The organism is Caballeronia sp. ATUFL_F1_KS4A, assembly GCF_023630905.1.
GTDB classification, from domain to species: Bacteria; Pseudomonadota; Gammaproteobacteria; order Burkholderiales; family Burkholderiaceae; genus Caballeronia; species Caballeronia zhejiangensis.
This window is the reverse complement of record NZ_JALQEB010000039.1, coordinates 232,851-251,172: the sequence shown is the minus strand read 5'-3', so window position 1 is coordinate 251,172 and position 18,322 is coordinate 232,851. Positions and strand designations below refer to the sequence as shown.

Genomic DNA, 18,322 nt, shown 5'->3' with positions numbered 1-18,322 from the left:
GACAGATCCGGGTAAGCGTGAGATGAACAGGCGATCAAGGTGGCTGGCCGCGCTGCTCTACCTGATGCTCTGGTCGGCGGGGGCGCTGGCTGCTTCCGCCGCCTCCGAACCCGACGCAGTTGCTGAAAACCCGCATGGGCCCTTGCGTGTCGCGATCTCGTCGGTCGCACCCTTCGTGATGCCACAGACGGCGGCGCCGGAAGGTTTCAGCATTGACCTGTGGAACGAACTGGCGCGCCGCATGCACGTCGATTTCACTTGGATCCGGATTCCCACGCAAGCCGGCCTGCTGCCCGCCGTGCAACATGGCGACGCTGATGTCGCGATCGCGGCTATCACCATGACCGCGGAACGGGAAAGGGTCGTTGACTTCTCACTGTCCTACTTCGACTCTGGCCTGCAGATCATAGTGCGCGCGCAGAACGAAAGCACATGGATGGACGCGTTCTGGTCCATTCCGTGGAAGGCTGTCGTGCAGCTCGTGTGCGTGGCCGTCGCGATCGTTTTCCTTTTGGCCAATCTTGTCTGGTTGATCGAGCGCCGGCGCGATCCACAATTCCAGAGGCCGTATCTGCGTGCGATCGGGGAAGGTCTGTGGGTGACGATGCTGATCATCGCGACGGGCGAGCACGGCGAACGGGAGACGGCCGGCTTCTGGAAACGCCTGCTCGTGCCCGCCATGTGGCTGATCGGCGTCGTGCTGATCGCCCAGTTCACGGCGACCGTTACCTCGTCGCAGACGGTGGCGCGCCTCCAGTCGAACATCCGGGGCCCGGACGACCTGCCCGGCAAAACGATCGGCACGGTGCCCAGGACCACTGCCGCCGACTATCTGGCGCAGCGCGGCCTGCCTTTCGTCGATGTCAACTCCGCCGCCGACGGCATCCGGATGCTCACGCACGGCGACGTGCAGGCTATCGTCTACGATGCACCGACGCTTCAGTACTGGGCCGCGAAACGCGGCAACGGCTTGCTCGCCGTAGTCGGCCCTGTCTTCAGCCCGCAGAAATACGGCATTGCCGTCGCAAACGGGAGTGCTTTGCGCAAGCCCATCAACGAAGCCCTGCTCGCGATGGTTGAGGACGGCACCTACGAGCAGATCTACGGCAAGTGGTTCGCGCCCGCGCGATAGCAGTCGGCCCGATCGCAGCCCGCGCTCAGATGGTGCCTATTGCACCTTCGAGCGCACGGACCATTACGTCGAGCGGTGGTCCGACATCGCCTCCTAGTTGACCTTCTCTCTACAGTTACGAAGGCACATCGCAGTGAGCAGGCGGGACCGACGACCCCGGCGAGGCACTCATCGCAGTTGGCGCGATGCGGGCGCGACCGGTTGGTCGGCTTGCACGCCGGCGGACGCGACAGAAACAAGCAGCGCCGTTGTCCAGATCGAGAATCTGCAACGAAGCATATCCGCTCTCTCCGTGCGTCATTGTCGCCGCGTGAACGACGTGATCGTTCACGCGCATTGCTTGGCGAGTTGCCTGAGCGCCGGACCCGCGTGATCGTGGAAACGCCTGATTCCGCGACAAAGGTAATTCAGACCCGGCTCGCCATCAGGGCTGCGCACGAAGCGATTCTTCGGGCACTCGCCCCAGCACAGCTTCAGATGCCTGCATTGACGGCAATACGCCGGAAGCGTGTCCCGCTTCGCGTAACCGAAGCGTTGCTGCTGCGGCGAAAACGCCATCTCACCGAGATGCGTCGTGCGGATATTGCCGAGCGACCACGCCGGATAGACATAGTGATCGCACGCGTAGACTTCGCCGTCATGTTCGATCGCGAGCGCCTTGCCACAGAACTCGGCGGTCACGCACGTCTGCGCGGGTCGCCCCATCGTCTGCACGACGGCCGTTTCGAATAGGTTGACCAGCACGCGGCCGACGTCTCTTTTGTGCCACTCGTCGAACGTTCGCGACAGGAAGTAACCCCAATCGTCCGGATCGACCGACCAGTCCGTCACGACCGAATCCGCGTTGCCTGGTCTGGCGGCGCTGCTGCCGAGGGTCGGCATAGAGTCGGCTGACCAATGCTGGGGCGCGACGCTGTGAAAATCCTTCGGCTCTACGCACGGAATGAACTGCATGTAGCGCGAATCGAGTTCATTGCGCAGGAAGCGGTAGACGTCGAGCGGCCTTTTGGCGTTGACGCGATTGACGACCGTGAGCGTGTTGAACTTCACGCCATGTTTCTTCAGATAGCCGATACCCGCTATGACCTTGTCGAACGTCGGTTGGCCACGGCGATCCCGGCGAAGCGCGTCGTGCAACTCGCGCGGACCATCGATACTGACACCGAGGAGAAAATCATTCTCCTTCAGAAAGGCGCACCATTCATCGTCCAGGAGGGTCGCGTTCGTCTGAAGATCGTTCGCAATGCGGCGCCCTGCCGGCGTATGTTTCTTCTGAATCTCGACGACGTCGCGAAAGAAATCGACGCCGAGCATCGTCGGTTCGCCGCCCTGCCACGAGAAGATGATCTCGTCGCCGTTTTGCGCCTCGATGTACTGGCGGATGTAGCGTTCAAGCATCGACACTTCCATGCGGCGGCCGCGATGCTGATCGAGCAGATGTTCCTTGTGCAGGTAATAGCAGTAAGTACAGTCGATGTTGCACGTTGAGCCGATGGCTTTGGCCATCGTATGGAATCGTCCTTTCTGCGCGGGCGCGGCGGGTTCGGGCGCGCGCGGCCGCGTCTCGTAAAAGAAAACCGGATGTTCGCGCGTGCTGCCGCTGATCTCATGCATGTCGACTCCTGCTGATTCCGGATTGCCTGCCCGCTAGGATTTCGGCGCGGGGTACACCGTCTTCCAGTCCTGTTTCATGCTGACGACGACCCATCCGCGCGCGAGTGCTTCGTCCCATGCCTTGTCGAGCCGCGCAAGCGCCGATTGCCGGTCATAGGCGAATTCCCGTTCGGCATCATCGTGATGCAGCAGCAGCGCCAGCGTTTGGCCGGGTCCGCCCGCGGTGTATTCGAGCATTTCGCGGTCGCCGTCGGAGTTGCCGAATGCGAGGATCGGACGCCGTCCGATCGCGCGGAAAATGCCCACCGGCTTGCCCGGACCATCATCGACGAAAGCGAAGCCCGGTTCGCGTATCAACGCGGGCCTGCCGTCGCGCAGGGCGTACCTGAGCTTTTCTTCCGTGCCCACGATCTGCTCCGGCGCAATGCCATACGCCTGACTCGCCCAGACGCGCATGAATTCGGCCGTGCCGCCCGAAACGATCCAGATTTTGAAGCCGTTCGAACGCAAAAGATCCAGCAACTCAAGTTGCGGCTGGTAGATGAGTTCTGTAAAAGGCCGGTTAAGCGTGGGATGCCGCGCGCCGGAAAGCCAGGTGCTGATCGCGCGGTCGTATTCGTCCGTGGTCATGCCGCTATTTGCGACCGCGAGCAGTTGAATCAGGGCCTTCTTGTTCTGCGCGAGCGCCGCGGCGTCGTGCGCGAGCAGGGCCTTGTAGGCGGGATTGTTCTGCCACTCCGGATGCCGCGGCGCAGCGGCTTTCACCTGTTCGATCATGAACAGAAGCTGGAACGGCATCGGCTGCTCGCTCCATAGCGTGCCGTCGTTATCGAACACGGCAATGCGTGCTTCCGGCGGCACGTAGCCCGGCGAACCCTCGCGCGTCACGTCGGACACGAACTTGAGAATCGCCGCGCGTGCAGCGCCGTTCTGCCACGAAGGCAATAGCGCGGAAGGTTGCTGCTGCGCGCTGACGCTCGCGGGCGCCGCCTGCTCATGGCTCGCGCATCCTGTCAGCGCGACGCACGCGCACAGGAACAGGCTCGCCAAATTGAGCAGCGCGCGTCCTCTCAGCGCGATGTGTGCTTTCGAGCGCATCCGTACCCTCTCATCTCGTGCCTATCCGCTTCACGCGCCGCGTCCTTTCCCGTCGATCAGAGAACGGACGCGGTCATGATCGCGATGCTCGTCAGTTTCCGGTCGGCAAGGGAATGCTGAACCCGTTTTTCTCCAGTTCGTCGCGAACGTACTTGAATCGCTCGAACTGGCTCAGTGTGATCGGGCCCGAGTAGGCTTCGCTCTGCGCTTTGCGCGGCGGATATTTCACGTAGGTCTGCATCTCCTCTTTGACCGCCCCGCTCAGGGCCGGCAGCGTCCACGTATGCTCCGTATAGTTGTTCATGAAGATGTCGTAGCGCTCTTGCGGATCCTGATACAGGTCGAACACTTGCGGCACGGTCGCGACGTAGCTTTCGGGCCCCTTCCAGCCGAGGTTCGAATCCACCGCGAGGCCACCCGTTTTCACGCCGGCGTCGCCGCGCAGATTGAACACCGCCTTGAACTGACCGACGCGCACCGCGCCCGGCGTCAGCTCGTTCTCCGTGAAATAGAACCACGCTGTGCGCTTGCTCTTGCCCGTGCCGAACAGTACGGGCGACATGTCGTAGCTGTCGAAGATGATCGGCTTGCCGTCGCGATCGTTCTTCGGCAAGTCGATGCCCGCCACGGCGGCGAACGTCGCCATGCAATCGAGACCGCCGAGGATGTCGTAGTTTCGCGAGTGAGGCTTGATCTTGCCGGGCCACCACGCGATGGCGGGCACGCGCGTGCCGCCCTCCCGGTCCGTGCCCTTCGTGCCACGGAACGGCGTGTAGCCCGCGTCGGGATAGACGTCCTGCCAGGCGCCGTTATCGGTCGTGAACAAGACGAGCGTGTTCTTGTCGAGCCCTTTCTCACGCAGCTTGTCGAGAATGTGGCCGACCCGCGCGTCGAGCTCGACGAGCGAATCCGCGTACTTGGACTTCGCCAGCGATTTGCCGATGTAATCGGGATCGGGCATGTTGGGCTGGTGAACCTTCATGAAGTTCACGTTGATGAAGAATGGCTGCCCGCTCTGCGCGGCCTCGTCGATATCGTCGAGCGCGGCCTTTTCTATGTAACGATCGACGAACGGAATCCCGACGATTCGTTTGTCCGGTTCGTTCTGGTATTGGCCGTTCAGCTTGAAGTCTTCGTGAGCCTTTTCACCGGCCTTTCCGGACAACATGCCTGTCGTCACCTTGGTGAACATGTCGCGCGTCGGCTGATCCATTTCCGGGAACCACTTCGGATCGGCGTAGGTATAGGCGTTCAGGTGATACAGGCCGACGTATTTCATGTCGTCATAGCCCTGGGCATTGGGCAACGCGTAATCCGCTTCGCCGAGGTGCCATTTGCCTGTGAAATACGTTTTGTAGTTGGCGAGCTTCAACACTGATGCAAGCGTCCACTCGGCGTGCGGAAGCCCTCCGCCTTGCCCCTGAAACGCGACGGTCGTCATGCCGCTGCGGTTCGGATTGCGGCCGGTCTGAAGTGCCGCACGGCCTGGCGTGCAACTCGGCTGACCGTAGAAGTCGAAGAAGGTCATGCCTTCGTCGGCCATCCTGTCGAGGTTGGGCGTGGGAATGCCTCGCCCTTCGCCACCGCCATAGACGCCGAGATCGCCCCAGCCGACGTCGTCTCCTACGATCAATACGATATTTGGCTTCGAGGTCTGTTGTGAGCTGGTCTGAGCCTGCCCGCAAATTGCCACGCTCAGCAAACCGGCCGCCACAAGGGCGAACGGTGCGCGCGTAACGGGCTTCGCCACTGCCGTAAAGCATGCACCAAGGTTCATCTTCTTCCCCCCTAGCTGTCGACCGACTTATGCACCAAAAAGAACGTCGCGCGCGCCCTCGCCGCGCTGAAGTACACGCAGAATTAATGCTTGGCAGTTGCAAACCGATATCGTTTCCTCGCGCAGTTGGCAAGTGCTTTCGCTGCACATCGTTGATCCCGACGATGCGTAAGCACATTTTGGCGAGAGGATAATTTGAATGCTCCGCTTCCTGACAGAATCATTTTGTAAAAGCCAGACCACGGGCTCGAAGAGGGCTGCGGGCTTACCGACCGAGCATTGGGCAATCGCCCGCTCAAGCCCCGTCAGTTCGTCGGTATTGAACAATCAATCACGAAGCCCTGCCCTCTCGCTATGCCACGAATGGGGTCCGCAAGGCGAACAGCTCGAGAGTCATCCGAATTAATCCGCTAGATTTCGGCGTTACTGCACGTCAGCGTGTCTGTCTCTCTGAGGGAGCGGCTACTCGGCCTGATAAGCACCGCCCGCCGCGGTGTGCTGGAGCGGTGACGTGCGCTGACGCGTCCGTCGCCGGCCGCGTCGTGCGGTTCTGCAAGACCATCGCTCTAGCGGTAGACAGCAAGTACTTGATTTAGCGCAAGATTTATATGGCGCCTGAAGGCAAACCCCCGCTGGGCCTGGATGGTTCCAACCGGAAATTTGCTTGGAAATCAAACTAACCCCCGATACTGTGCCGTTGGCTGCGGAAGCAGCGCGCGTATCTGAGCGATGAGATCGAACGTGCCCGACTGGAAGAGCTGCCTCGCGTCGTCGAGCGGCGCGGTGCATGCGACGTTCATCTGACGTCGCAGGTCGCGAGTCAACGCAGCGACGCGCCACGGCTTCTCGACAGGAAACACGAACGTCCATGCGACCGCACATGCAAGCATCGCGAGCGTAAGCGCGATGCCGCTATTCAACAGCGGCTCGGGTGCGTAACGGATGACGCGATCCGGTCCGCCGAGGATACAGAAGAAGATGCAGAAACTGAGGCCGAAGCCGGTGAACTTCGGTCTTGTCGCGAGGAATGCGCCGAGCCCGAGCAAGGGAGTGAGGACGAAGCACAGCAGTGGAAAGCCGTCGATCGCCGGATACACGTAGTCCAGCACCAGATACGCCGCGAGCGTCGATACAGCCGCGCCCGATGCCATCTGCAACGAGAACCGGATGGGTGTCGGCGAATTCGATCCCAACGCCGACACGGCCGCCGCGCCGATGATCGCGTAGCCGCCGGCGGGCCAGTCGCTCGACAACCACCAGGCGCCGATCGTTCCGAGCACCGCACACGTCATCAGGAACGTCACTGCGATCACGCTCGTGTTCGTGACAAAGACGCGCTTGATTTCCGACTCTTCGAAGACGTGCTTCTCGTAGACGAGCGATACATACGCACCGGCATAGTACGTCCAAGACGACACGTAGTCAGACAGCAATTGAACGGCAGCATCGAAATCCATCAGTGCTTGCGCGCTCACGGTGCGCGCGAGTTCCTCGCGATCCGCTTCCGCCCGCGCATTCAGACGCACGCCAAAAGCCGAGACGAGCGCGGCTCTGCGGCTGATCGTATCCTCATCGATCATTCCGGCATCGCGCGCGACGTCCAGCAAAGTCGCGAGTTCCGCGCAATAGGCGGCAACCACGTCGACCGCATGGCCACGACGCGTCGCCAGGAAACGATGCAGCGCATGCAGCCTCGTGCACAGATCCATGAACGCAGCATTGAGGCGCGCGAGACGACGAGAGCGCGATCGCACTTCGGGGTCTTCGAAAGAAGCGAATGCGCGCGTGGCTTCGAAGCCAATGACGCTGTCGATAAACTCGCCGTACTTCGTCAGGAAGCGTTCGTTGTCGATCTCGCCGCGCAACGCTTGCGCCGCGAACTTCGAGAACGATACGAAGCGCTCGCGACGGATATGTTTCAGCCGCGCGGACGACCATTGCGGCAGCACGATCGCGCTGACCACCCCGCTACAGACGATGGCGAGCAACACGGCCGCCGAACGGTTCAGCGCGGCGATGAAGAGCCCGTTCGGATCGGTCACGCTGGGAATGCCGATAAGCGCGCTCGTATAGCCCGCCAACACGAACGCATACCAGCGGAAGTTGCGATAGCGCAGCGCGGCGGCGGTGCAGAGCGACACCCACAGCGTCAGCGCACCGATATAAAGCGGCGGTTGCTGCGGGAACAGCGCACCGAGCATGACCGCGACGATGGTTCCGATGATCGTGCCGACCATCCGGTAAAAGCTCTTCGACAGCACCATGCCGCTCTGCGGCTGCATCAGCACGAAAACCGTTGTCATCGCCGTGCGCGGCGTGGGGATGTCGAGCTTCATCGCGATGCCCATGGCGATGAACGCGGCAGTGAGTGTCTTTGCCAGATGCAGCCAGACGAGACCATCGGTCGCCGCCCAGTGAGCAAGCCCGAGGCGCAGCGTGCTGCGTTGCGTACGACGGGATTCGATCGCCGCGTTTCGCATTACAACGCACTCTGCACACGCGCGATGACTTCATTCGCATATCGAACGATATGCCCTTGTGATAGCCCACTGTCGACGACGACCGTGCATGTCGTCCCCGCCGTCAGCTCGACGCCCTCCGGCACGCTGTCGATGCCGATCCGCACCGGCACGCGCTGCGCGAGCCGCACCCAATTGAAGACGGGGTCGACGTTCGCGGTGAGGTCCATGCTTTGCGGGTTGTCGCGGTCATAGATGCCCCGTGCGATGCTTTGCACATGACCTCGCAGCAGCGTCCCACTCATCAGGCGGATCTCCGCCGCCCGACCGACCTTCACTTCCGGCAGCTTCGTTTCCTCGAAGTAACCATAGACCCAGAACGAGTTTCGATCGACCACCGCGAGCTTCGGCGTCGAAATGCTCGCGTAGTCACCCTGCCATGTGTTCAGGTTCGTCACGTAGCCGTCGACCGGAGAAACGACGCGCGTTCGCGAAAGATTCAGCTTCGCAGCATCGAGCGCGGCTAGCGCCTGGTCGTAGGCAGCCTTCGCGGCATCGGCCTGAAGGCCGGAGTTCTGCTTGACTTCGTCGGAGACGACTTCATTGTCGAGAGCCGCGCGGCGCTTCGCATCGTCGCGACGCAGTGCCAGTTCCGCCCTGCTCGCGGCGACCTTCGCCTCGGCCTCGGCGACCGCGATGCGGTAATGCGACGGATCGATCTGCATCAGAAGATCCCCTCTTCTGACGAACTGATTGTCGTGCACCGGCACGCCGACGATCATGCCCGATACATCGGGCGCGATCGTGACGACATTGGCATGCACGCGGCCGTCGCGCGTCCACGGCGCATCCATGTAGTGATCCCACAAGGTCTTGCCGATGAACGCGGCGATCAGGAGGAGCGCCATTGTGGCAAGTACGCTCCAGACTCGCTCGATTTTCATTGCGCTCTCTCGTCGATCGCATAGGGAATGCGACCCCGCACCGCGTTGCCCGGCGCGCGGCCTCTTCTGCTCAGAGCCCCAACTCGCTGAGCCCCGGATGATCGTCCGGTCTTCGGCCAAGCGGCCAATGAAACTTGCGTTCGCTTTCGGCGATCGGCACGTCGTTGATGCTCGCATGACGATGTCTCATCAGACCATCGAAGCCGAACGCCCAGTTCTCGTTGCCATAAGAACGGAACCAGTTGCCCGCATCGTCGCGCCATTCATAAGCGAAGCGCACGGCGATGCGATTACCGCCGAACGCCCACAGCTCCTTGATGAGGCGGTAGTCCATTTCCTTGCGCCACTTTCTGTCGAGAAACGCGCGCACGTCCTCGCGGCCGTGAACGAACTCCGCCCGATTGCGCCATTGCGTGTCGAGCGAATAGACGTGCGATACGCGATCGGGGTCGCGCGAGTTCCATCCGTCTTCGGCCTGACGCACTTTCTCGAGAGCCGTCTCGCGCGAGAACGGTGGAAATGGAGGGTGAGATTCCGGAATGTCTTTCATGGCTCTCACCATCACTTGCGCATGAACGCGAGCAGTTGCTCGTTCACGATATCGGCATGCGTTGTGCAGATTCCGTGCGGCGCGCCGGGAACGACGACGAGCGTGCCGTCGGGGACGATCTTCGCGGAGAGCTTGCCGGAGTCGTCGAGCGGCACGATCTGATCGGCGTCGCCTTGCAGCACCAGAGTCGGCATCGTCATCTTCCTGAGGTCTTCGGTGAAGTCCGTTTCCGAGAATGCCTCGATGCAGTCGTAGGCGCTCTTGATCGAGCACTGCATGCCCGCGAGCCAGAACCAGTCGATCGTGCCTTGCGAAGCGTGCGCGCCTTCGCGATTGAAGCCGAAGAAGGGCGTCGCCAGATCCTTGAAGAACTGCGAGCGGTTCCCGATAACGCCCTTGCGGATATCGTCGAAAACGGAAAGCGGCAGGCCGCCGGGATTGGCCTCCGTCTTGAGCATCAAAGGCGGCACCGCCGAGATCAGCACGGCCTTCTTCACGCGCTTCGTGCCGTGACGGCCGATATAGCGGGCGACTTCCCCACCGCCCGTCGAATGGCCGATGAACACGGCGTCTTGCACATCGAGGTGATCGATCAGCTCCGCGAGGTCGTCCGCATAGCGGCTCATGTCGTTGCCGGCCCACGTCTGGCCCGAGCGCCCGTGGCCGCGTCGATCGTGCGCGATCACTCGACAGCCACGCTCGGCGAGATACATCATTTGCGCGTCCCACGCGTCCGCGTTGAGCGGCCAGCCGTGCGACAGGACGACCGGCTGGCCCGAGCCCCAGTCCTTGTAAAACAGTTCGGTTCCGTCTTTCAGTGTGAATGTGGCCATTGCAATAGCTCCTTGAATGCTCGATCAGGCGCGCCGCTCATGCAGTCGATGTTCGGCACGGCGCGTAACGCGGCGGGTCCGTCGCGTAGGGAAGGAGTATTCACGGCCATCGAAACCCAGTCTTTTCGATGCAACCGGTGTTTTAGCGTATGCACGGCGATGGCGAAGCGGCAACGCCCGCTTTCGCAATTCGTGCGGATCGCAAACGGCCCGGCTTTTATGCAAAACCCCTCGTATGCGAACGACGATCATCACGTTCACCAAACCAACGAATGGCATTGTTTGCGAGGCGAAGGAAATGAGCGAGAAGAAAGCGATACGCATCTATAGCGAGCCTGCGGGCGGCTGGGGTGCATTGAAGGCCACCGGCGAGGCGCTGAAGATCCAGGGCATTGCCGTGTCGGGCGCGCAGACGCTGCTGCGCATGAACCAGCCGCAAGGCTTCGACTGCCCCGGCTGCGCATGGCCCGATCCGAAACATACTTCGTCGTTCGAGTTCTGCGAAAACGGCGCCAAGGCGGTTGCATGGGAGGCCACCGCGATGCGCTGCACGCCCGAGTTCTTCGCGCAGCACAGCGTCTCCGAGCTTGCGGCATGGAACGATTACGACCTCGAGATGGCGGGCCGTCTCACGCACCCGATGGTCTATGACCCGGAATCGGACCGCTACGTGCCGATCGAATGGAACGATGCGTTCGCCCTCGTCGGCCGTCATCTCAACGCGCTCGAACATCCGGATCAGGCGGACTTCTACACGTCCGGCCGCGCGTCGAACGAAGCGGCGTTCCTGTATCAGCTCTTCGTGCGCGAATTCGGCACCAACAACTTCCCCGACTGCTCGAACATGTGTCACGAGGCGACCAGCGTGGGCCTGCCGCAATCCATCGGCGTCGGTAAAGGCACTGTGCTGCTCGAAGACTTCGAGCATGCGGACGCGATCTTCATCTTCGGTCAGAATCCCGGCACCAACAGCCCGCGCATGATGAGCGACCTGCACGCCGCAGCCCGCCGCGGTGCGAAGATCGTGTCGTTCAATCCGTTTCGCGAGCGCGCACTGGAACGCTTCGCATCGCCGCAAAATCCGGTCGAGATGGCGACGCTCGGTTACACGAACATCAGCTCGTTTCTCTATCAGGTGCGCGTGGGTGGCGACGTGGCCGCGCTCAAGGGCATGATGAAGGCGATCGTCGAAGCCGACGATGCCGCCCTCGCCTGCGATCAGCCGCGCGTGCTCGATATCGAGTTCATCGAAGGCCATACGCACGGCATCGAAGCGCTGCTCGCCGATCTGCGCGCGACGCCGTGGGACGCGATCGAACGTCACGCAGGACTCACGCGCGACGAGATCACGAACGCGGCGAACATCTACATGCGCGCGAACAATGCGATCCTTGTTTACGGCATGGGCATCACGCAGCATCGCCGCGGCACGGAGGCAGTGCAGCAGATCGCGGACCTCGCGCTGTTGCGCGGCAATGTCGGGCGGCCGGGGGCGGGCATCTGTCCGGTGCGCGGACACTCGAACGTGCAAGGCAATCGCACGGTCGGCATCACGGAGAAGCCGAGCGCGCAACTGATCGCGGGCATCGAGCGCGCGTTCGGCTTCACGCCGCCGCCCACGCATGGCAACGATGTAGTCGCCACGCTCGAATCGATGATGCGCGGCGAGGCGAAGGTCTTCATCGCGCTGGGCGGCAATTTCGCGGCGGCGATTCCCGACTGGGAACGCATGCAGAGCGCGATTCGCAAGCTGAATCTGACGGTGCATATCGCGACCAAGCTCAATCGCAGTCATCTCGTACATGGCAAGGACGCGCTGATACTACCCTGCCTCGGCCGCACCGAGATCGACATTCAGGCGGACGGGCCGCAGTCGATCACCGTCGAGGATTCGATGTCGATGGTGCATGCGTCCGCCGGGCGCAACGATCCCGCATCGCCGTATTTGATGAGCGAGCCGGCCATCGTGGCGGGCATGGCGCGCGCCACGCTCGGCGAGAAGTCACGCGTGCCCTGGGAGCATCTCGTCGCGAGCTATGACCGCATCCGCGACGCGATCGAAATCGTCTTTCCGATCTTTCAGGCGTACAACGCGCGCATTCGCGTGCCGGGCGGCTTCCATCTGAGCTCGCCGGCGCGCGAGCGCGTGTGGGACACGAACACCGGCCGCGCGAATTTCCTCGTGTTCGACGGTCTCGATGAAGATCCCGCGCAGGACGATCCCGAAGCGCTCTCGCTCACGACGATGCGCAGCCACGATCAGTACAACACGACGCTCTATTCGCATTCGGATCGCTACCGCGGCGTGTTCGGTCAGCGCGACGTGGTGTTCATGAACGCGCGCGAGCTGGCGAAACGCAAGCTGCGTGCGGGCGACCGCGTCGATATCCGGGCCATTGCGCAAGACGGTATCGAGCGCGTCATCCGCAACTTCAAGATCGTCGAGTACGCGCTTCCCGACGGGTGCTGCGGTGCGTACTACCCGGAAGTCAATCCGCTCGTGCCGCTTCATGCGTTCGACCCGCAAAGCCGCACGCCTGCCTACAAGTCGGTGCCCGTCAAGGTCGTGCGTAGCGGCGCTGTCGACGATTACGCCTCGAGCCCCACCGATCAACGACACGGAACCGGACATCATGCTTGATCACCTACTCGACCTGTCGCGCGCGCAGTTCGCGATGACCGCGATCTTCCACATACTCTGGCCGATTCTCACGATCAGCCTTTCCGCGTTTCTCGTGCTCGTCGAAGTGCTGTGGATCCGCACCGGCGACGTTGCGTATTACCGGCACGCGCGTTTCTGGAGCAAGCTGCTCGTGCTGAACTTCGCGGTCGGCGTCGTGAGCGGCATTCCGATGGAGTTCCAGTTCGGCACCAACTGGGCCGGCTTCTCGCAGTTCAGCGGCCAGTTCATCGGCAATATCTTGGGCTTCGAAGGCGCGATGGCCTTCATGCTCGAAGCAGGTTTCATCGGCGTGATGCTGCTCGGCTGGGGACGGGTGTCGCGCGGCGTGCACCTGTTCGCCACGTCGATGGTCGCGCTCGGCTCCAGCATCTCGGCGTTCTGGATCATGGTCGCCAACTCGTGGATGCAGACTCCGGCGGGCTATTCCATCGTTGACGGAAAGATCGTCGTGACGGATTTTCTCGCGGCGATCTTCAACCCCGACATGGTCTGGGGCGTGGGGCACATGTGGGTCGCGGCCATCGAGACGGGCATGTTCGTCATCGCCGGCATATCAGCGTGGAATCTCTACCGGCGGCGTCATCCGGAGTTCTTCGTGCGCTCGTTTCGTCTCGCGCTGCTGGTGCTGGTGTTCGTCGCGCCCTTGCAGATCTGGCTGGGCGATTCGAGCGGCGTGAGTGTGTTCGAGACACAACCTGCGAAGGGCGCGGCCATCGAAGGGCACTGGAAGACGAATGCGCCGGGCACAGGCGCGTCCTGGTCCCTGCTCGCCTGGCCGGACCGGGAGGCGCAACGCAACGACTGGTCCATCGAGGTGCCCGGCATGCTGAGCGTGCTCGGCACGCACTCGCTGCACGGACAGGTGAAAGGACTGACCGACTTCGCTCGCGACGATCAGCCGCCCGCACTGCCGCTGCTCTACTACGCGTTCCGCGTCATGGCGGGCATCGGCTTCGCGTTCATGCTGCTTGCGTTCTGGACCGCGTATGCGCTGCGCAAGACGCGCGGAAAGCTCGATGCGCTGCTCGCCCGGCGCAAGCTGTTGCTCGCGTGGGTGCTCTGCATCCCGTTGCCCTACGTGGCGGTGGAAGCGGGCTGGATCGTGCGCGAAGTCGGCCGGCAACCGTGGGTCGTGTACGGCTTGCAGCGCACGCGCGATGCCGTCTCGTCGGTTCCGGCCTCTTCGGTCTCGCTCAGCATCGCGATGTTCCTCGCCTTCTACGCCGTGCTGCTGTTCACGTTCTTCGTGCTCGCAAGACGCTGGCTGCGCGCCGGCCCCGATCTGGACATCATGCCGCCCGCCGCGATGGCCGGCGAGACGGCTCGATCGAAAGCGAACGCCGTCACCGGTTACTGAACTCAGGAGTCTGCAAATGGATAGTGCCGTTCATACGATGCTCGCCGATACATGGTTCGGCCTGATCGGGCTGATGCTCGTCTTCTATGTCGTCACCGATGGTTTCGATCTCGGCGTCGGCATCCTCACGCTGCTGCGCAGGCAGTCCGCCGACCGCGATGTAATGGTCCAGTCGATCGGTCATGTATGGGACGCCAACGAAACGTGGCTCGTCGTGCTGGGCGGCGCACTGTTCGGCGCGTTTCCCGCCGCCTATGCGCTGCTGATGGAGCATCTCTATTTGCCCGTCATGGCGCTGATCGCGGGATTGATCATGCGTGGCGCCGCAATCGAGTTTCGTCATAGCGTGGATCAGGGTCCGCTCTGGGACAAGGTGTTCGGCATCGGCAGCCTGATCGCGGCGCTCTCGCAGGGCGTCGTGCTCGGCAAGGTCATCACGGGGCTCGCGCCCGGCAAGGTGGCGCTCGCGTTCGTCGTCGTCACGGCGATGGGCGTCGTCGCGGGCTACTGCCTGCTCGGCGCGACCTGGCTCGTCGGGAAGACCTCGGGCATGGTCGAGCAATGGGCGCGCAGGATGTCCCTGCTGAGCGCGATGTTCACGGTGGCCGCCGCCGCGCCGCTCACGCTGGCGACGTGGTTCAGGAGCGATATCGGTCATGCGCGGTGGTCGCAACCGGGCGTCATGCATCTGCTGATCGTGCTTGGACTCGGCGCCGTGGCCGCGTTTGCGTTCATCATGGCATCGCTCTATCTCGGCAGTTCGCGCGGGCCGTTCCGCGCATCGGTAGCGCTCTTCGTGCTGTCTTTCGCGGGACTGGCGATCAGCGTGTTCCCCGATTTCATTCCGGGCAAGCTGGGCGTTCTCGGAGCCGCTTCCGACTCGCCGACGCTCGCGTTCATGCTCATCGGCATCGGACTCGTCTTTCCGGTGATGATCGGCTACAACCTTTATCAGTATCACATCTTCCGCGGCAAGCTCGCGGGCGGCGCGCACGCGGGAGAGTGAACGATCTTCGTTGATGGACACGAAAACGCCGCCCTGGGGCGGCGTTTCATTGAAGTCGCGCCATTCGATCGGAAAGCGCTCATGCCGCGTCGAGCGTCGTCTGCCAGTGCTTCGGCGTAGCGCCGACCAGACGCTTGAAGACCGTCGTGAAGTGCGCCTGCGAGCGGAATCCGCAGGAAAGCGCGACATCGAGAATGCTGTGCTTCGAGGTGCGCAAAAGCGCCTGCGCGTGATCGATGCGCTTTTGCAGCAGGTATTCGTGCGGGCGCATGCCGGTGGCGCGCCGAAATTGCGCGGCGAAATGCATCCGTGTGAGTCCGGTGCTCGCGGCGATGTCGGCCAGGCTGATGTTGTCGGCCAGATGCGATTCGACGAACTCCGATACGCGGTTGATGCGCCATTGCGGCAGCGCCGAAGGCTCGCGTCCGCGCACGGCCGGCGCCGAGAAATGACGCGCGACGAGCCGCGACACGATTGCACAGGCGACGCTGTCGATGAACACTCTGCCAGGCGCCGCGCCTTCCGTCTTGCAGACGGCGAGCGCTTGTCCCAGACGTTCGAGCGCGGGATCGCGTATCAGCTTCGGATCGTCGAGCACGATGTCGCCCGCATGCGGCCGCTGGAACAGATCCTCGTAGCATTCCGCCAATGCCCGCTGCGGCACGAAGAGATGCAGCACATCCATCGCGGATTCGAACACGGCCGAGACGCGCGTCGCGGGCGCGGTCACTTGGACCACGCCGGCCGGCACGCGCCCGTGCAGCAGCTTGCGGCCCGCATGACGAAAGATCAGTTGCGCGCACCGGAGATTCAGGCTGACGCAATGATGCGTGCCGCTGCCTTCGTTGACGGCTTCGAGCGGCGCTTCGCCGTGATGCAGCCACCGAGACATTGCCATTCGCTTGGACTGCGCATCCGCTGCGGGCTGCAGCACGCGCGGGCTTGGGCTGCGCCATCGGTCTTCGAGTTCGATCAGGGGCGCGCGCGGCGTCCCGGCTTGCGAAAGCAGGTCGAGCGTCATGATGTTTCCTTCTCTTGCTTGGATCTGACGGCGTGCCGAGGACCGGCACAGCGATGACTCAACGTTAAAGAAACGGAAACGGCCCGCCTAGCCGTACAAAAGGTTGACTGCCCCGCCGAATGGTTGAGCCGACCTATATCAAGGTTTGATGCCCGCGTCCGGCAATGCACTTGCACCGGGTCAACCCCGATTGTTCCGATGAAAGATCGTCTGCTAACTTCCAAATCATACGTATGATCTAGAGGGAGCTGAATGCCGACCTTGCACAGGCAAGTCCTCAATCAAATGGGCGAACAGATCTGCGCGGGCAAATTCGCGCCCGGCGACATCCTGCCGGCCGAAGGCGAACTCGCCGAACTCATGCAGGTGAGCCGCATCACGATTCGCGAGACGATGAAGTCGCTGTCCGCGAAGGGCATGCTGCAGGTGCGGCGCCGTCACGGCACGATCGTGTTGCCGCGCTCGCACTGGCAGTTGTTCGATCCCGACGTCATCACCTGGCGCGCACGTTCGGGCGTGGTCGATGACGACCTCATCCGCGACCTGATGGAACTGCGCACGATCATCGAACCGAATGCCGCGAAGCTCGCGGCGAAGCGCGCGACGCCCGAGGACCGCATCGCGTTGCGTCGCGCATTCAAGGCGATGGAGCGCGCCGTTGCAGGACAAGGCGAATACGTGCCGGCGGACCTCGCGTTCCACGGTGCGATTCTCACGGCATGCCACAACCAGTTTGTTCAGCAGATGCAAAACGCGCTCTCCGCAATTCTGCGCACGAGCTTTGAGTTGAGCTCGGAGATCGAGGGCGGCCCCGCCCGCTCGCTGCCGATGCACGAAGCGTTGTGCATCGCGATCGAACAAGGCGATGCACATGCGGCGGAGCAAGCCGTGCTCACGCTGATCGAACGCGCGGAAAAGGACTTCGACGATCGCGCGGCGCTTGCCCGCACCGTGAACGACACGCCTTCATAGCAATACATCATCGTTTGGCAACCAGGAACGCAGCCTCGCCAAAGAGGCTGCGCGGACGCGCTCGCGTCGACGTTTCGACCGCATCACATAAGGAACACGCATGAACAAGTTGTTCGATCTCAATGGCCGAACGGCCCTCGTCACGGGTTCGGCACGCGGCATTGGCTACGCGCTTGTGGAAGGACTGGCGAGGGCGGGTGCGCGCGTTATCGTCAACGGCACGAAAGCCGAAACCGTCGATGCCGCTGTCGGCCGTCTGCAGGCACAAGGCTTCGACGCACGCGGCCGCGCATTCGACGTCACCGATGAAGCGTCGGTTGCCGCTGCGTTCGCCGCGTGGGATGCGGAGGGCATCGAAGTGGATATCGTCGTGAATAACGCGGGCATTCAGTTCCGCAAGCCGATGATCGAGCTCGCGCTCGCCGACTGGCAACGCGTGATCGATACCAATCTGACGAGCGCATTCATCGTCGCGAAGGAAGCCGCGCGTCGCATGATCGAGCGCAAGCGCGGCGGCAAGATCATCAACATCGGTTCGCTTACGAGCGAAGGCGCGCGCGCGACCGTTGCGCCTTACACGGCCGCAAAAGGCGGCATCAAGATGCTCACGCGCGCCATGAGCGCCGAATGGGCGTCATTCGATATTCAGGCGAACGCGATCGGCCCCGGCTACATCCTGACGGACATGAACCAGGCGCTCGTGGATAACGCGGACTTCGACCGGTGGGTCAAGAACAGCAATCCGTCGCAACGCTGGGGCAAGCCCGAAGAGCTCGTCGGTACGGCGGTGTACCTCGCGTCGTCTGCATCGAGCTATGTGAACGGGCAAATCATTTACGTCGATGGCGGCTGGCTCGCCGTACTCTGACATCGGAG

Annotated in this window: 14 protein-coding genes; 6 read left to right on the top strand and 8 right to left on the bottom strand. The window is 62.5% G+C overall.

The window, feature by feature from the left end; translation table 11 throughout:
• Window positions 1–22: 22 nt before the first annotated feature.
• Window positions 23–1,132 carry a transporter substrate-binding domain-containing protein gene (locus NCS03_RS26615; protein WP_250530143.1) on the top strand — a complete coding sequence of 370 codons (1,110 nt, stop codon included), beginning with the start codon at window positions 23–25 and terminating at the stop codon, window positions 1,130–1,132.
• Between the two features lie 327 nt (window positions 1,133–1,459).
• Here the strand turns inward: NCS03_RS26615 and NCS03_RS26610 are convergent, their stop codons facing one another.
• The 7 genes from NCS03_RS26610 to NCS03_RS26580 all read right to left on the bottom strand — a co-directional run bounded on the left by NCS03_RS26610 (window position 1,460) and on the right by NCS03_RS26580 (window position 10,407).
• On the bottom strand, window positions 1,460–2,746 hold the full coding sequence (locus NCS03_RS26610) for an anaerobic sulfatase maturase (protein ID WP_250530142.1): 1,287 nt from the start codon (window positions 2,744–2,746) through the stop codon (window positions 1,460–1,462).
• Window positions 2,747–2,779: 33 nt separating this feature from the next.
• The gene (locus tag NCS03_RS26605; RefSeq protein ID WP_250530141.1) at window positions 2,780–3,844 is read right to left on the bottom strand and encodes an HAD family hydrolase; all 1,065 of its coding nucleotides are present in this window, start codon (window positions 3,842–3,844) and stop codon (window positions 2,780–2,782) included.
• A gap of 91 nt (window positions 3,845–3,935) precedes the next feature.
• On the bottom strand, window positions 3,936–5,477 hold the full coding sequence (locus tag NCS03_RS26600; RefSeq protein ID WP_250530140.1) for an arylsulfatase: 1,542 nt from the start codon (window positions 5,475–5,477) through the stop codon (window positions 3,936–3,938).
• Window positions 5,478–6,292: 815 nt separating this feature from the next.
• Window positions 6,293–8,101, bottom strand: coding sequence for an FUSC family protein (locus NCS03_RS26595; protein WP_250530139.1), 1,809 nt, complete (start codon window positions 8,099–8,101; stop codon window positions 6,293–6,295).
• Window positions 8,101–9,024, bottom strand: a complete 924-nt coding sequence (locus NCS03_RS26590; protein WP_250530138.1) for an efflux RND transporter periplasmic adaptor subunit — start codon at window positions 9,022–9,024, stop codon at window positions 8,101–8,103. Before NCS03_RS26590 ends, NCS03_RS26595 begins: the two co-directional genes overlap by 1 nt.
• 70 nt (window positions 9,025–9,094) lie before the next feature.
• Window positions 9,095–9,574: a nuclear transport factor 2 family protein gene (locus NCS03_RS26585; RefSeq protein ID WP_175980134.1), complete on the bottom strand. Its 480-nt coding sequence runs from the start codon at window positions 9,572–9,574 to the stop codon at window positions 9,095–9,097.
• An 11-nt stretch (window positions 9,575–9,585) separates the two neighbouring features.
• A complete protein-coding gene (locus NCS03_RS26580; protein ID WP_250530137.1) occupies window positions 9,586–10,407 on the bottom strand; it encodes an alpha/beta fold hydrolase in 822 nt (273 codons plus the stop codon).
• 298 nt (window positions 10,408–10,705) lie between these two features.
• Here NCS03_RS26580 and NCS03_RS26575 point away from each other — a divergent pair, with 298 nt between their 5' ends.
• Genes NCS03_RS26575 through NCS03_RS26565 form a run of 3 tightly spaced genes read left to right on the top strand, consistent with a single transcriptional unit; the run spans window position 10,706 to window position 15,453 of the window.
• A complete protein-coding gene (locus tag NCS03_RS26575; protein ID WP_250530136.1) occupies window positions 10,706–13,048 on the top strand; it encodes an FdhF/YdeP family oxidoreductase in 2,343 nt (780 codons plus the stop codon).
• Window positions 13,041–14,447, top strand: coding sequence for a cytochrome ubiquinol oxidase subunit I (locus NCS03_RS26570; protein WP_250530135.1), 1,407 nt, complete (start codon window positions 13,041–13,043; stop codon window positions 14,445–14,447). The genes NCS03_RS26575 and NCS03_RS26570 overlap by 8 nt, the downstream gene beginning before the upstream one ends.
• 16 nt (window positions 14,448–14,463) lie before the next feature.
• Window positions 14,464–15,453, top strand: coding sequence for a cytochrome d ubiquinol oxidase subunit II (locus NCS03_RS26565; RefSeq protein ID WP_250530134.1), 990 nt, complete (start codon window positions 14,464–14,466; stop codon window positions 15,451–15,453).
• Window positions 15,454–15,532: 79 nt separating this feature from the next.
• Here the strand turns inward: NCS03_RS26565 and NCS03_RS26560 are convergent, their stop codons facing one another.
• Entirely contained in the window at window positions 15,533–16,474 is a 942-nt protein-coding gene (locus NCS03_RS26560; protein ID WP_250530133.1) for a helix-turn-helix transcriptional regulator, read from the bottom strand.
• A gap of 252 nt (window positions 16,475–16,726) precedes the next feature.
• Here NCS03_RS26560 and NCS03_RS26555 point away from each other — a divergent pair, with 252 nt between their 5' ends.
• Together NCS03_RS26555 and NCS03_RS26550 are read left to right on the top strand one after the other, a co-directional pair.
• Window positions 16,727–17,446, top strand: coding sequence for a FadR/GntR family transcriptional regulator (locus NCS03_RS26555; protein WP_250437669.1), 720 nt, complete (start codon window positions 16,727–16,729; stop codon window positions 17,444–17,446).
• A 100-nt stretch (window positions 17,447–17,546) separates the two neighbouring features.
• Window positions 17,547–18,314: an SDR family oxidoreductase gene (locus tag NCS03_RS26550; RefSeq protein ID WP_250530132.1), complete on the top strand. Its 768-nt coding sequence runs from the start codon at window positions 17,547–17,549 to the stop codon at window positions 18,312–18,314.
• Window positions 18,315–18,322 lie beyond the last annotated feature (8 nt).